This window comes from Winogradskyella pacifica, from assembly GCF_003386275.1.
In the GTDB taxonomy this organism is placed as follows: domain Bacteria; phylum Bacteroidota; class Bacteroidia; order Flavobacteriales; family Flavobacteriaceae; genus Winogradskyella; species Winogradskyella pacifica.
The window spans coordinates 67,481-82,568 of sequence record NZ_QREI01000005.1 but is presented as its reverse complement, the minus strand read 5'-3'; the positions used below and the strand labels follow the sequence as shown (position 1 = coordinate 82,568).

General features: G+C 34.9%; 14 protein-coding genes. 6 read left to right on the top strand and 8 right to left on the bottom strand.

Translation table 11 applies throughout. The annotated features are described in order from the left end of the window. Window positions 1-179 precede the first annotated feature (179 nt). From rpsI to DFQ09_RS18925, 4 genes are all read right to left on the bottom strand, one after another. Window positions 180-566: a 30S ribosomal protein S9 gene (gene rpsI / locus DFQ09_RS11545; RefSeq protein ID WP_020894710.1), complete on the bottom strand. Its 387-nt coding sequence runs from the start codon at window positions 564-566 to the stop codon at window positions 180-182. Further along, the gene (rplM, locus tag DFQ09_RS11540; RefSeq protein ID WP_020894709.1) at window positions 567-1,022 is read right to left on the bottom strand and encodes a 50S ribosomal protein L13; all 456 of its coding nucleotides are present in this window, start codon (window positions 1,020-1,022) and stop codon (window positions 567-569) included. It lies immediately after the preceding gene. 159 nt (window positions 1,023-1,181) lie between these two features. Next, window positions 1,182-2,153 (bottom strand): L-threonylcarbamoyladenylate synthase, encoded by a 972-nt coding sequence (locus DFQ09_RS11535; RefSeq protein WP_115810485.1) that lies wholly within the window; start codon window positions 2,151-2,153, stop codon window positions 1,182-1,184. A gap of 44 nt (window positions 2,154-2,197) precedes the next feature. Continuing rightward, window positions 2,198-2,347, bottom strand: a complete 150-nt coding sequence (locus DFQ09_RS18925; RefSeq protein ID WP_181897174.1) for a hypothetical protein — start codon at window positions 2,345-2,347, stop codon at window positions 2,198-2,200. 172 nt (window positions 2,348-2,519) lie between these two features. Here DFQ09_RS18925 and DFQ09_RS11530 point away from each other — a divergent pair, with 172 nt between their 5' ends. The 4 genes from DFQ09_RS11530 to DFQ09_RS11515 all read left to right on the top strand — a co-directional run bounded on the left by DFQ09_RS11530 (window position 2,520) and on the right by DFQ09_RS11515 (window position 8,238). Next, complete coding sequence (locus DFQ09_RS11530) at window positions 2,520-4,151, top strand: ABC-F family ATP-binding cassette domain-containing protein (protein WP_115810483.1); 1,632 nt, start codon at window positions 2,520-2,522, stop codon at window positions 4,149-4,151. Between the two features lie 208 nt (window positions 4,152-4,359). Continuing rightward, window positions 4,360-6,333: a YgiQ family radical SAM protein gene (locus DFQ09_RS11525; RefSeq protein ID WP_115810481.1), complete on the top strand. Its 1,974-nt coding sequence runs from the start codon at window positions 4,360-4,362 to the stop codon at window positions 6,331-6,333. 350 nt (window positions 6,334-6,683) lie between these two features. Then, window positions 6,684-7,610 carry a T9SS type A sorting domain-containing protein gene (locus DFQ09_RS11520; RefSeq protein ID WP_115810479.1) on the top strand — a complete coding sequence of 309 codons (927 nt, stop codon included), beginning with the start codon at window positions 6,684-6,686 and terminating at the stop codon, window positions 7,608-7,610. A 346-nt stretch (window positions 7,611-7,956) separates the two neighbouring features. Continuing rightward, the gene (locus DFQ09_RS11515) at window positions 7,957-8,238 is read left to right on the top strand and encodes an endonuclease domain-containing protein (protein WP_317124903.1); all 282 of its coding nucleotides are present in this window, start codon (window positions 7,957-7,959) and stop codon (window positions 8,236-8,238) included. A 349-nt stretch (window positions 8,239-8,587) separates the two neighbouring features. On the opposite strand, the gene DFQ09_RS19115 is transcribed toward DFQ09_RS11515, so the two are convergent. Beyond that, a complete protein-coding gene (locus DFQ09_RS19115; protein WP_262511080.1) occupies window positions 8,588-8,722 on the bottom strand; it encodes a hypothetical protein in 135 nt (44 codons plus the stop codon). A 117-nt stretch (window positions 8,723-8,839) separates the two neighbouring features. On the opposite strand from DFQ09_RS19115, the gene DFQ09_RS11510 reads away from it, so the two are divergent. Together DFQ09_RS11510 and DFQ09_RS11505 are read left to right on the top strand one after the other, a co-directional pair. Then, on the top strand, window positions 8,840-9,079 hold the full coding sequence (locus tag DFQ09_RS11510; RefSeq protein WP_115810477.1) for a hypothetical protein: 240 nt from the start codon (window positions 8,840-8,842) through the stop codon (window positions 9,077-9,079). Window positions 9,080-9,148: 69 nt separating this feature from the next. Beyond that, the gene (locus DFQ09_RS11505) at window positions 9,149-9,397 is read left to right on the top strand and encodes a hypothetical protein (RefSeq protein WP_115810475.1); all 249 of its coding nucleotides are present in this window, start codon (window positions 9,149-9,151) and stop codon (window positions 9,395-9,397) included. Here the strand turns inward: DFQ09_RS11505 and DFQ09_RS11500 are convergent. The 3 genes from DFQ09_RS11500 to polA all read right to left on the bottom strand — a co-directional run bounded on the left by DFQ09_RS11500 (window position 9,377) and on the right by polA (window position 14,741). Continuing rightward, window positions 9,377-10,522: an HpaII family restriction endonuclease gene (locus tag DFQ09_RS11500; protein WP_115810473.1), complete on the bottom strand. Its 1,146-nt coding sequence runs from the start codon at window positions 10,520-10,522 to the stop codon at window positions 9,377-9,379. The two genes, DFQ09_RS11505 and DFQ09_RS11500, sit on opposite strands and share 21 nt — an antisense overlap. After that, window positions 10,519-11,784, bottom strand: a complete 1,266-nt coding sequence (locus DFQ09_RS11495) for a DNA cytosine methyltransferase (RefSeq protein ID WP_115810471.1) — start codon at window positions 11,782-11,784, stop codon at window positions 10,519-10,521. Before DFQ09_RS11495 ends, DFQ09_RS11500 begins: the two co-directional genes overlap by 4 nt. Window positions 11,785-11,885: 101 nt before the next feature. Next, window positions 11,886-14,741 (bottom strand): DNA polymerase I, encoded by a 2,856-nt coding sequence (gene polA / locus DFQ09_RS11490; protein WP_115810469.1) that lies wholly within the window; start codon window positions 14,739-14,741, stop codon window positions 11,886-11,888. Window positions 14,742-15,088 lie beyond the last annotated feature (347 nt).

Here is a 15,088-nt window from a genome sequence, read left to right as displayed (position 1 = left end):
CCGTTGGGCTTTTAGCTTTTTAGCTATAGGCTGTTGGCTTCATTTAGATGCTAAACTTTATTTCAAATTTATTTTGAAATATTTTAAATTGATTCCAAAGTTGATTCAGAATCTTTTCAATAAAATAAAATAATTCAGAACCTGAAAAATCAAGTTCTGAATTAAGTGTTGTTTGGATATTAACGTTTCGAGAATTGGAATTTCTTTCGAGCTTTCTTTTGTCCGAATTTCTTTCTTTCTACCATTCTTGGGTCTCTCGTTAATAGACCTTCTGGCTTTAATACTAATCTGTTTTCAGGATCTAACTCGCACATAACGCGAGAAAGGCCTAAACGTATTGCTTCTGCCTGGCCGGTGATACCACCTCCATATACGTTAACAGTAATATCAAAGTTGCCATCATTGTTAGTCAAGGCTAAAGGTTGGTTTACTTTATACTGCAATGTTGCAGTAGTAAAATAATCCGCCATGTCTTTTTTGTTCACTGTGATTTTGCCACTACCTTCGGCAACGTACACACGAGCAACAGCCGTCTTTCTACGGCCAATTTTGTGAATTACTTCCATTTAGTTAATTTCGTTTAATGTCATTGTTTTAGGTTTTTGAGCTGCATGAGCATGCTTTGTACCTGAAACAACAGTTAAATTTCTAAAAAGGGCTGCTCCTAATTTGTTTTTAGGCAACATTCCTTTCACTGACTTTTCTACTAATCTGCTTGGGTCTTTCTCAAACAATTCAGTAGCTGTCAGACTTTTTTGTCCACCTGGATAACCTGTGTGACGGATGTAACTTTTTTCCGTCCATTTGTTACCAGTTAAGTTGATTTTTTCTGCATTAACAACAACTACGTTGTCACCGCAATCAACGTGTGGCGTGAAATTAGGCTTGTGCTTACCTCTTAAAAGTATTGCTACTCTCGAAGCTAAGCGACCTAAAGTTTGTCCTTCAGCGTCAACTAAAACCCACTCCTTATTAACGGTAGCTTTGTTTGCTGAAACTGTTTTGTAGCTTAATGTATCCACACTAATTTGATTTATAATTGTGCCTTAAATGACACAATAGATTAAACATTTCTCTTCAAAAAAGAGTTTGCAAATTTACGATAAACTATTGATTTACCAAACCTTGATGGAAATATTTTTCTACTGAAAATCAGCGTGTTTAAAAAATGTCTTTTTAGTTTAGTGTTTTGTGGCTCTAGTGAGTCGGTCGTTTATAGATTTTCCTAAGCCGTAATCTGGGAATTCCTCAGCAATAATAATATCAAGATGCATCTTATCTAACTGATGAAGCACATCATATAAATTTGAAGCCGATTCAACTAAATCACCAGATGTTGAAAGTGCTATTTGAACCTCAATATTAGGATGCTCAATTTCATACTGAAACGTTAATAGTCCAATACGTTTGTTTTTATGAAGATTTACTGCTTCTAAAATATTATTTGTTAAGACGGTTTTTGTTTTTGGTGCGTAGTGACGTTCTAACATGCCTGGTGCATTCGGAATAGCTTCCGTTTGACTTTTAACCGAATTTTTAATTTCAATCGTTCCAACTATGGCTTCAATATCTTCTAGTGATTTTGAACCTAGTCTATATATAATAGGTTCGTCATTTTCGAAACCAATAATAGTAGATTCAATACCACTTGTGCACGCTCCACCATCTAAAACCATTTTAATATCATCTTTAAAATACGTTTCTACATGTTGCGCTGTAGTTGGGCTAATACTACTAAAAGGATTGGCACTTGGTGCTGCTAATGGAAAATCTAAGCGGTGTAATAATTCTAACGTTGTTGGGTGATTAGGCACACGCACGGCAACGGTATCTTTTCCTCCTGTTATTAAATCTGGAATAATCGCTTTCTTTTTTAAAACCAACGTTATTGGTCCTGGCCAAAAGGCTTCGGCTAGGAGTTGTGCTTTTGCTGGGATGTACTCTACAATGCTAGTGAGTTTATCAATTGATGAAATGTGAACAATAAGCGGATTAAAAAACGGACGCTTCTTGGTTTCAAAAATGGCTTTTATGGCCTTTTCGCTATAGATATTTCCTGCTAAACCATAGACTGTTTCAGTTGGAATAGCAACAAGTTCTTCAGCCGTTAAAAGCTGAACCGCTTTTGATATGTCTTTTGAAATAATACTCATAATCTTAAAATACGACTGCAAAATTACTTCAAAATCTTATACCACTAAGATTTAAGTCGCTTATTTTTCCTTTCTTGCTTTTGTTGATAAAGTGCATAAGCTAATACGGCCATTTCTAAACCTAAAATGGCGATTTTGGCTTTTTTACTTCTAGTGAGTGCGCTTGTTAATCCTAATACTTTTGTAATGATCATAAGTGTTTGATTTTATATGAAGTTGAATTTGTTCTAAAATTAATTTATAACCAGAACATAGATTGACTGAAACACCACTAGAATTGACTGAAATAAAACGCGATATAATTTTATTCACAATTAAAAATAATGACTTACCATTTAGTAGTTTTGCAACTTCAAAATTCAGAACATGATTTCAGTAGATAATTTAGCCGTAGAATTTAGTGGACACACCCTTTTTAGCGATGTGTCGTTTACTATTAATGCCAACGATAAGATTGCCTTAATGGGCAAAAATGGAGCAGGAAAATCTACCATGATGAAAATTATTGCTGGTGTTCAGAGTGGAACGCGTGGTAATGTGAGGTGCCCTAAAGATGCTGTTATTGCGTATTTACCTCAACATTTATTAACGGAAGATAATACTACTGTTTTTGATGAAGCGTCTAAAGCTTTTAAGCATGTGTATGAAATGCGTGACGAAATGGAAGGTCTTAATAAGCAATTGGAAACTAGAACTGATTACGAATCTGACGAGTACATGAAAATCATTGAGCGTGTTTCTGATTTAGGGGAAAAATATTACGCTTTAGAAGATGTGAATTATGATGCGGAAGTTGAGAAAGCATTAAAAGGGTTAGGTTTTAAACAAGAGGATTTTACAAGGCAAACTAATGAGTTTTCTGGTGGTTACCGTATGCGAATTGAATTGGCTAAGATTTTATTGCAAAAGCCTGATTTAATTTTACTAGATGAGCCGACCAACCATATTGATATAGAATCGGTTATTTGGTTAGAAGATTTTTTATTGAATAAAGCGAATGCTGTTGTGGTTATTTCTCACGATCGCGCCTTTGTAGATAATATTACCAATAGAACCATAGAAGTGACGATGGGTCGTATTTACGATTATAAAGCAAACTATACGCACTACTTACAATTACGAGAAGACAGACGTGCGCATCAGGTAAAGGCTTACCAAGAACAGCAGAAGTTTATTGCAGATAATATGCAGTTTATTGAACGTTTTAAAGGGACGTACTCCAAAACCAATCAAGTAACATCTCGTGAGCGTATGCTTGAGAAATTACAAATCATTGAAATTGATGATGTAGATACATCAGCCTTAAAATTACGTTTTCCGGCGACGCAGCGTTCTGGGGATTATCCGGTGACGGTTAAAGATGTTTCTAAATCTTATGATGATCATGTGGTGTTTAACAATGCTAACATGTCTATCGCTAGAGGAGAGAAGGTTTGTTTTGTAGGAAGAAATGGTGAAGGGAAGTCCACCATGATTAAAGCTATTTTAGGCGAAATTGATGTGGAAGGGACGTGTAGTTTAGGTCATAATGTGAAGGTTGGGTATTTTGCTCAGAACCAAGCGGCGTTGTTAGATGAGAGTTTAACGATTTTCCAAACGGTTGATGAAGTCGCACAAGGTGATGTAAGAACTCAAATTAAAAGCATTTTAGGTGGTTTTATGTTTCGAGGTGATGATATTGATAAAAAAGTAAGTGTGTTATCTGGTGGTGAAAAAACCAGATTAGCTATGGTGAAACTCTTACTAGAACCTGTAAACTTATTAATTCTCGATGAGCCTACCAATCACTTAGATTTAAAATCGAAAGATGTGTTAAAAGAAGCGCTTCAGAATTTTGATGGTACTCTGATTTTAGTGTCTCACGATCGTGATTTCTTACAAGGCTTGTCTAAGAAAGTCTTTGAGTTTAAAGAAAAACGCGTGATTGAGCATTTTGAAACGATTGATGATTTCTTAATTAGAAACCGTGTAGAGAGCTTAAAAGGTTTAGATTTATAAGTGAACTATAGCTTTGTACTTAGTCTCGGACGCGAGCAAATACGCCTGCGTTAGTGATTGAGGCATTTGTTGAAGCTCTTTTTGTGTTGTTGCGTATATGCAACACAAAAAAGCGACTGCCGAAAGCACGACCCCTGGGTAACGCCCAAATTATACACCTTAACTTTTTGTACTGCCTAAGCGGCAATATTTTAACTACTTTTGCAACGTGAAGAACGAATTACAACTTTCAGATTGGTTACCTACCACAAACAAAGAGGTGAAAATTCGCGGATGGGAAGCACTCGATGTGATTCTGTTTAGCGGAGATGCTTATGTAGATCATCCAACGTTTGGTCCTGCAGTTATAGGACGTATGTTAGAAAGTTTTGGGTTACGTGTCGCTATTGTGCCGCAACCTAATGTGAATGATAATCTTCAGGATTTTGTAAAACTTGGTGCCCCAAAATTATTTTTTGGTGTAACAGGTGGCTGTATGGATCCTATGATTAGCAATTATAACGCGAATAAGAAACGTCGTGATAAGGATGCTTATACTCCGAATGGAGATATTGGGTTTAGACCAGATTATGCGACTACTGTGTATACTAATATTCTAAAAGAGAAATGGCCAGATACTCCGGTTTTAATTGGTGGTATTGAAGCATCATTGCGTCGTGTAACGCACTACGATTTTTGGAGTGATAAGTTAATGCCGTCTATTTTAGAAACCTCTAAAGCAGACATGTTGGTTTATGGTATGGGTGAGCAGCCTTTGCGTGAAGTAGTGCGACTGTTAGAAAAAGGAGTGCCCTTTAATAGCATCAATACGGTTTTACAAACAGCAGTTCTTTTAAAAGAAGATGAAAAAATACCGAAGAATAGTAATTGGGAAGATATTGAGATTTCTTCGCATGAAGTTTGTTTAAAAGACAAGAAGAAGTATGCTTCTAATTTTAAGGTCATTGAGCAGGAATCTAATAAGCTAGCGGCACGACGAATTTTTCAGAAAATAGGGGGTAAGACCTTGATGATTAATCCACCGTACCCAACCATGACGGAAGCGGAAATTGATGCCTCTTTCGATTATCCTTATACACGATTACCCCATCCAAAATATAATAAGCGTGGACCAATCCCTGCGTTTGAAATGATTAAGTTTTCCATTAACATTCACCGTGGATGTTTTGGTGGTTGTAGCTTTTGTACCATTTCTGCACACCAAGGGAAATTTATTGCGTCTCGTAGTCAGGAATCTATTTTAAAAGAAGTAGACACTGTGGCGAATATGCCAGATTTTAAAGGCTATTTATCTGATATTGGTGGGCCAAGTGCCAACATGTATCAGATGAAAGGGAAAGTACAATCTATTTGCGACAAGTGTGTGGCGCCTAGTTGTATTTCGCCCGTGATTTGTAGTAATTTAGATACCTCTCATAAGCCGTTAACGGAATTGTACCAAGCGGTAGATAAGCATCCAAAAGTGAAGAAGTCATTTATTGGTTCAGGGATTAGACATGATATGTTGGTGCCAGAATTTAATAAAAATGCGGATCCTAAAGAGTTAGATGATTACACGGAAGAGGTAATGACGAAGCATGTTTCTGGACGGCTTAAAGTAGCGCCAGAGCATACAAGTGATCCGGTTTTGAAATTGATGCGTAAACCGTCGTTTAAATACTTCCATAAGTTTAAGGAACGTTTTGATAAGATTAATATTAAGAAGGGTTTAAAACTTCAATTGATCCCTTATTTTATATCGAATCACCCCGCTTGTGAAGTGGAAGATATGGCTAATCTAGCTGCCGAAACTAAAGATATGGGTTTCCAGTTAGAGCAAGTACAAGGCTTTACACCAACACCAATGACGGTTGCTACGGTAATTTATTATAGTGGTTACCATCCTTACACCTTAAAGAAAGTCAACACGCCTATTACTAAAAAGGAAAAGGACGAACAACACCGTTTTTTCTTCTGGTACAAGGATGAAAATAAAGCGTGGATTAAGAAGACCTTAAATAAATTGGGTCGTGAGGATTTACTAAGCGTTTTATTGCCTGAGAAAACTGAAAAATGGCGTAAAAACAAACCTACAGGTGACGCTAAAAACACCTTTAATGATGCGGTGTCTTTTAATCAGCGTACGGCTGAGGATAAGGTGCGATTTAAAGGTAAGAAGCGAAATAAGAAGAAGCGACGTTAGTCTTAGTTCGTTTACTTCAATCTTATTAGTTTATTGTATGGTTAAGACTTAGGGTTACAGCTAAGGCTTGGTTGGTATATACCCGAGGATGATCCGACTTAGATACGGAGTACATACGGAGGAGATATGGAGTAACTACGGGTGAACCCTTGCAATAGTCCGTTCTTAAATAGCTAGTGATTCTTGCTTTATTACTGTGAAAACGTATTAGCGTTCTTACTTTCTTAAATCTTAAAAAGTATAGGTGTCAGAAACTCAATTGACTACTGAATTGTGGCTTTTTCAAGTGTTAATTATTTCGTTTCTCCATTGTGTTTATATTAATTTTATTGCTCTAAACAACAAATAAAATGATAAAAAACTACACAATTGCCTTCATGTTATTACTTACCGGAGGTGTCTTTAGTCAGGAAACAATTTCCTTTGAAACCAGTGAATCTTATAATTTAGGAACACTAAACAACCAAAATGGTTGGGAAGTTTCGGTAGATAGCGAAGGTGTCTTTCTTCAGAATCAAGTGGTATCTGATGAGGGAGCTACTGATGGCATTTATGCCTTTAAAAATTCTTATGAGTCGAGTTTTAATCCTCAATTTTACTCAATTTTTGGTGCTGCAAAAAACTTTAATGCTCCAAAATCATTTGAGGATTTTACATTTTCGTATGATGTTATGGTAACAGAAAGTGATGGATCTGATTTTGAAATGACCCTTTTTGGTATTGATGCCAATGATGATTTTGTTCCTGTTGCAGGGGTTATTATGGAATATGGAGAATCTATTTACGTCATAGATGATATAAATTATGGAACTGTTGATCTTGAAGGTGCCGATTGGACTCCAAATACCTGGTTACATGTTAAAATTGAAGTAACTGCCACAGAATTAAAGTATTACTTAAATGATGTTTTGGCACACACACGTAGCAATTTTACGTCTGTTGATATTGTAGGTTTTAATATGCTACATAACAATTATGGTGGTGATGCTTATTACGATAATTTTAGTTTTGAAAGCGGCACCTTAGGTACTGTAGACTTTGCGGATGCATCAGCGTTGCGCATCTATCCAAATCCGGTTGCTGATGAATTAAAAATTACAGGCATTCAGAACGAACAGATTGCACAGGTGTCTATTTATAATTTAAATGGACAACAATTAATGGAACGTACTTCTGTAGATGTCCTTGATGTTAGTAGTCTTGCTGCAGGAGTTTACATGTTAAATGTTGTAACAGTAGATGGTAAAATACATACAGATAAGCTTTTGAAAAAGTAGCGTTACGTAAATCTTATTTAAATGGCCTTGATTATTTTATAATTGAGGCTTTTTTTTGGTTTGGTGTTTTTGCTAAATTAGTGTGTTGTTTAATCTTGAAGAGAATGTTAAGGGGATTGGTTGGGTAACACCCTTAAGGAGTTGCGCTCGGTATTTTTGATAAAAGAATTCTTTTACCTTAATAATCCTCAAGGGGAAATTTGTTTAAGGAAAACATGTTATTCATAAAATTGTATATTATGAATGGTAACAATAAAAACTAATTTTTACACAAAAGTTTCTTGGTCTAGATTGTCCCCTAGAGGGGACTTTAGGGGTGTAAAAAGAAGAGTGATAAATTAGTAAAATGAAAAACAAAATCATTTCATACAATCCAGAATTAAAAGCAATGGCTAGGCAATTAAGGAAAAGCAGTACGTTGTGCGAAGTATTACTTTGGCAAAATATAAAACAGCGTGCTTATGGTGTTCAGTTTCATAGACAAGTGCCAATGCTAAATTACATTGTAGATTTTTATTGCCACGAAATAGGTTTAGCTATTGAAATTGATGGTGATAGTCATGAGCATCGTTTTATATATGATACTAAACGGCAAAGTGAATTAGAGGCTTATGGTGTTACCTTTTAAGGTTTTCTAATGAAGACGTTAAAAAGAATATGTTTTCTGTGTTGTTGGTTATTGAGGCGAAGGTTGGGGAATTGCGTGATTAACTAGAGGGAACATCTCAAAATATTCCTAAACACCCCTAATGAGCTACGCTCGGTATCTTCAATGAAAATGTATTTTCATCTCAATAATCCTCAAGAGGACATTTGGTAAAGGAAAATATAGTATTTATAGGATTTTTAGATTGTGTATTGGGTACACAAAATTCATTTTTTATGCCTTATGTTTCTTGGTTAGGATTGTCCCCTTGAGGGGACTTTAGGGGTGTAAAAAATAGCTTATTTGAATAACAGATAGTTAATCTATAATTTTAACCAATTGAAAGTTTTGCTGCATCTTTCCATAAATAATGTGGCATTGGTTCACTAAGTTCCCAATTAATACTCATTGGTTTAGAGCCGTAATGGTCTTTTAAAGTTCCTTCTTCAATAAAAACATAACCCAAACTATTGCCAAACTCGTTTTTTACTTTTGACTAATAATTGTTTTTAAATGACTGATCGTTATGTTATTGAGTTTGTTTTTGTTATATTTAAGTGTGAAGAATCAAACAAGATAATGTATGTATTTAAGTATAAGTGAAGAAGAAAAGTTAAGACATCCTTATTACAAAATCATGGAATTGAGTAAGGATAAACTTCATGTTGAATTGAACTCGTGGTCTCGTTTGGATTTAATTGATTGGTTAACTTGGAATGATAGAAATGGTATTTATAAAGACGAAGATTCACTTCTTGAAATGGGTAATATTTTAGGCAAAGTAGAAGCTATTGAAATTATAACACGGCAGATTTTAGAATAGTAAAATGCTACTAATTGTATGTTGACTACCATCAGCTTAGGTAGTGTTTTTGGTTAAAATACTTATATTATGAAACCAAATAGAAGAGGGCAAATTGTAAAATACCAAGGACTTGAAGAAAATTTTAATCAACTTTATGTAATATTAGACTTTATAGATAATGGTATTAGGTCAAAAGCTAGATTATATGATTTAAAAACTGGACAAGTAAGTATGGGATTTGCTAAAGATTTAGAAGTTGATGAAGGACAAACTTTTGAATTGGATTATTATCTTGAGCATGGTGAGCATGATTTATTATTTAAACCTGATTTGTAGGTTTATCTTAAAGATTAGATCGTCTAAGTCGTTTTCTAACCAGCCATAATAATATTTCTTGCCTGTTTTTTTTCTATTTCCTGGATTATTTCCATCCTCGCCCGTTGCTGGTTGCTCAAATTTAGTATTATTTAGAAGATAACTACGGAATAGATTAAAATCATAGATGTGAAAACAAACAATATCACCATCGTTTTTTGCTATTATTACACCACCGAATAAATCGTATTCACCTAACCACGGTGTCTCTGACGTCATTCCCATTGCAGCCTCAGCCAAAAATCTTTTAATCTTATATGAATATAATTTTTGCTCAGATGGTATTCCATCATAAAAGTTTAAAGGATCATTATCTTCAAGTAATTCTGACACTTTAGCTAAAGAAGGTTCTCTAAATAGCCATCTGAAATACAATGCTTGCGCTAAAATAGCAGGTAAATCTCCATCAATCATTTTTAGATTACGCCATAATTGTTTTGATTGAACTTCTTTATAACTAATCTTACAGTTAAGTTTTTTTAGTTCCTTTAATCTGGTAGTGATTTTCGAAACGCCATTTTCAGGCGCATAGGTTGTCTTATTAAAATCAGAAACTGAGGTGTCTAAGTTGTTGGTAACGTTAAAAATAAAATTATTTCCGTATCCTGTATTGAATAATGTAGAATCACCACCTAATAAAGATTTTATACTAAAGCCTAAGTCTGTTTCTTTTGCAAGACGATGGTCATAAATTCGAAGGCTGATATCTGCCTTTGTTTGAGAATTAGCCTTTATTTTTTTTATATGTAGTTTGTCTAATTGATTTTTTAAACTTTCAATAGAGAAAGTCCTTCCTTTTCCTTCTTTGATTCCTGTAAACAGTTTTTTTGCTAACTGATCAAATGAATTAATACTGAATTTGCCAATTTCTTCATATGAATCGTTTTTATCTTTTATAACTAAAATTTCTTTATCTCTTTGAAATTCTAATTTATATTCAGATTCCGACTTATATGCTTTTATAATTTCGTAAATGTTATTTTCATCTTTTGAGAGATCGATATCAGATTGATGAAGTTTCCCATCAGCTAAAAGCCTTATTAAAACGTATAATTCACTCCATTCTCCTTTATTTCCTGTAATCATAAAGTTTTGAGTTTTTCTATAATCTTTTTTGCGGTCGCTTGAATTGCTGGAACTGCAACTGAGTTTCCAAATTGTTTATACGCTTGAGCATCCGAAACAACAATTTTGTAGTTGTCAGGAAAACCTTGTAGTCTAGCCCATTCTCTTGGTGTCATTTTTCGAATTCCTTCTCTGTTGACTTCTCCTTTTATGTGCGTTATAGGTGTAAAATCTTTTAGTCTGAAATCATGAACCAAATTTCTTTCTCTTCCCATTCCTCCGCAAACTACTGCATTGGCAGTTCCGTTATTTGGGATTATTTCATAACCAAAACCATTACCTTTACTTTCGTGTCGTGCTTTGTGATTTCTTAAGGTGTTTATGTAAGTTTCGGATAAATAATATTTTACAGAAACTGTTTCCGATTCTAAAATATCCTCTAATGTTACTTTTCTATTAATTGGTTTTGGGTATTTGAATTCTGTAATTCCCAAATCTTTTCTAAATCCTACAATAAAAATTCGTTCTCTGTTTTGTGGAACTCCAAATTTCTTGGCATTCATTACTTGTGGCTCTGGTACAAAATACCCTAAATCTTCTCTTAAAACATTTAAAATTGTAGCGAAAGTTTTTCCTTTATCGTGACTTCTTAATCCTTTTACATTTTCTAAAAAAATAGCTTTTGGTTTTTTCTTTTTAATTATTTCAGCAACATCAAAGAACAGTGTTCCTCTTGTATCTTCAAAACCTCCACGTTTTCCCGCAATTGAAAATGCTTGGCAAGGAAACCCAGCACATAAAATATCAAATCCATCAGGAATATAATCTTTAGTGGATTTTTTGGTAATATCTCCAAATGGAACTTCACCAAAATTGGCTTGATAAGTTTGTTTTGAATATTTATCCCATTCACTTGTGAAAACACATTTTCCTTTAAGATTTTGAAATGCTAACCTAAATCCTCCAATTCCAGCAAAAAGATCTATGAATTTAAAATCAGGTTTTTTTGGTGCAGGAAATGGAATCTCTTCTTGTTGAAAAATTAAATATTGAAGGGCTTCTTCTGCTGCTTTATCAGATACTTTGACATCAGGAAATTTGTATTCAAATAAATTTCTGACATGTTCTAATGCGTCAGGTTTGTAGAATTTTGAAACTCCATTTCTATGATTATGTAAATAATGCGTAAATGCAGCTTCTGTATCTTTCTCGGATTCTACAAGTCTGATTTTGAATTTTTTATCTTCAAAATTTTCAATTGATATTTTTTCTTTTAAAGCCACTTATATTGTCTGTAAATTAAAAATGCAAGTTAAGGAAAAATTGTGGTTGAAGTTATTCAATGAAATTGCATCGTAGTATTGAAATTTTGTACTGTTCATTCCTAATGCGCCTCCAACCAATTCAAGCCAGTATCCACCTCAACATCTAAAGGCACATCCATAATAAATGCACTTTCCATTTCGGTTTTAATTAAGGTGGTGAGTTCTTCGAGTTCTGGTTTGTAGATGTCAAAGACCAATTCATCATGTACTTGTAAGAGCATCTTCGATTTATAATTACCAGCTTCTAGCTTGTTATAAATATTAATCATCGCAATTTTAATGATATCGGCCGCACTTCCTTGTATGGGTGCGTTAACGGCATTTCGTTCTGCGGCACCTCTCACCACAGCGTTACGCGAGTTGATGTCTTTTAAATAACGACGACGACCCAAAACGGTAGAGACATAGCCATGATCTCTAGCAAAATCGACTTGCTTACTCATGTAGGCTTTTAATTTTGGATAGGTTTCGTAATAGGTGTCAATAAGTTCTTTGGCTTCACCACGCGATAAATCGGTTTGGTTACTTAACCCAAAGGCAGACACACCATAGATGATTCCGAAGTTGACGGTTTTGGCATTGCTACGTTGCTCTCTAGTGACTTCAGCCAATGGCACATTAAATACTTTGGATGCGGTTGACGCATGAATATCTTCACCGTTTTTAAAGGCTTCAATCATGGTTTCTTCTTCACTTAAAGCGGCAATGATTCGTAATTCTATTTGCGAATAATCGGCAGCGAGTAAGATGTAGTCTTCGTTTCTTGGTACAAAGGCTTTACGCACTTGACGACCACGTTCGGTACGAATTGGGATATTTTGTAAATTAGGGTTGTTACTACTTAAGCGCCCTGTTGCTGCAACAGTTTGCATATAGTCGGTATGCACACGACCTGTAGAGGATTCTACTTGTAAAGGTAAAGCATCTACATAGGTGCTCTTTAATTTTGAAAGGCCTCTAAAATCTAATATTTTCTGAATGATATCATGATCTTTTGCTAAATAGGATAAGATATCTTCGCCAGTCGCATATTGACCTGTTTTGGTTTTCTTAGGTTTATCGACCAATTTCATTTTTTCAAATAACACAATCCCTAGCTGCTTTGGTGAGGCAATGTTGAATTCTTCGCCGGCTGTGGCATAGATTTCTTGTTCTAGTGTTGCGATGTCGTTATTCAAATCTTCAGATAAGGAGTCTAGAAAGTCTTTATCGAGGTTTATCCCTTCTAATTCCATGGTTGCCAAAACTCTTAATAGTGGCACTTCAATATCGTCAAATAACTTTTGCGTATTAGCATCGCCAAGTTCTTTTTCGAAATGTTCTTTGAGTTGAAGTGTGATGTCTGCATCTTCAACTGCATATTCGGTTTGTTTTTCTAAAGGCACCTCTCGCATGGAGATTTGATTCTTTCCTTTTTTACCAATCAATTCGGTAATAGAAATTGGTGTATAGTTTAAATAGGTTTCTGCTAAAACATCCATATTGTGTCGCATATCTGGATTAATTAGATAATGCGCTAACATGGTATCGAAGAGTTTGCCTTTAACATCGATATTATATTTTGCTAAGACTTTAATATCGTATTTTAAATTCTGACCGATTTTTTCGATGGTTTCAGCTTCGAAAAATGGTCTTAGTATTTCAATAAGTTCTTGTGCTTCCGTTCTATCTTCTGGAAAAGGTATATAAAATCCTTTGCCAACTTCCCAAGAAAATGCAATCCCGACTAATTCTGCGGTTAATGCATTTAAGCCTGTGGTTTCGGTATCAAAACAAACAGACGTTTGATTCATTAGGTTTTTGACAAACAATTTGGTTGCCATACCAGGCGCGACGCTTTGGTAAAAATGAGAATAGGTTGCTGACGTTTTTCTAGTATTTTCGGAAATAGTTTCAGTTGCTGAAGGTTCGCCACCTCCAAATAATGAGAATTGACCGGCGCCTGCGCCAGAAGTTGAAGTTGAAGTTGAAGTTGAAGTTGAACTCGAATTTGAATTTGAACTCGAACTTGAATTTGTTGTGTCTTCGGTTTTAGTAGCAAAGGTTTTATTAAAATTATCAATGAGACGTCTAAATTCTAGTTCTTGGAAAATCTCGGTCACTTTTGGAATATCAGGTTCTGACATTTCAAAATCTTCGGCATTAAACTCTACAGGTACGTCGAGCATAATGGTCGCCAATTGTTTAGATAATAAACCGAGTTCTTGATTAGCTTCAATCTTCTCTTTCATTTTCCCTTTTAGCTCGTGTGAATTTGCAAAAAGGTTTTCCATACTGCCATATGCGGCTAAAAATTTCTTAGCTGTTTTTTCACCAACACCAGGTAGTCCAGGAATATTATCAGAAGCATCTCCCATCATCCCTAAAAAGTCAATGACTTGTAGTGGATCGGTAACTTCAAATTTCTTTTGTACTTCTGGAATTCCCCAAGTTTCGTAACCACCTCCAAAAACTGGTCGGTACATAAATATATTTTCTGAAACGAGTTGTGCAAAATCCTTATCTGGAGTCACCATAAAGGTTTTATAACCTTCTTTTTCGGCTTTTTTAGCTAAGGTACCAATGACGTCATCAGCCTCGTATCCTTCTTTTACCATGATTGGAATGTGCATGGCTTCAAGAATATTACAAATATGCGGAATGGCCGTTTTAATGCCTTCTGGTGTTGCGTCTCTGTTGGCCTTATAGGCTTCGAACATTTCCACGCGGTCTACACTACCTCCTTTGTCAAAACAAACGGCTAAATGATCTGGTCGTTCGCGTTTAATCACATCTAAAAGCGAATTCATAAAGCCCATAATGGCTGAGGTGTCTTCCCCTTTAGAATTGATTCTTGGATTTTTTATAAAAGCATAATACCCGCGGAAAATTAAAGCGTAAGCATCAACTAGAAATAGGCGTTTTTGATCTGACATGTTATATCATATTTTATTTAAGTGAGCTTCAAAAAACACCCTTTTTTCATTTCTGCTTCAAAATAAAAATGAAACGTAGCTATGGCTATGTTTAATTTTTCTTTCTCGCATCATCTAAAAAAATCATCATTTTTTGTGTCAGCTAACCTAAACAAAAAATGATATTGCGTTAATTTGAAAATGAATGTCACATTGAGCGCAGTCGAAATGCTTACGTACTATAGCTTTTGACATTTCTCAAATGTGCTTAAAACTAATAGTGTAAAATGTTTTTGATTGTGCTAATGAGAACAGCCTGCAAATTACAAAAACTAAAGCGTTTATTTAAAAAGCAATTTGTAATTTTC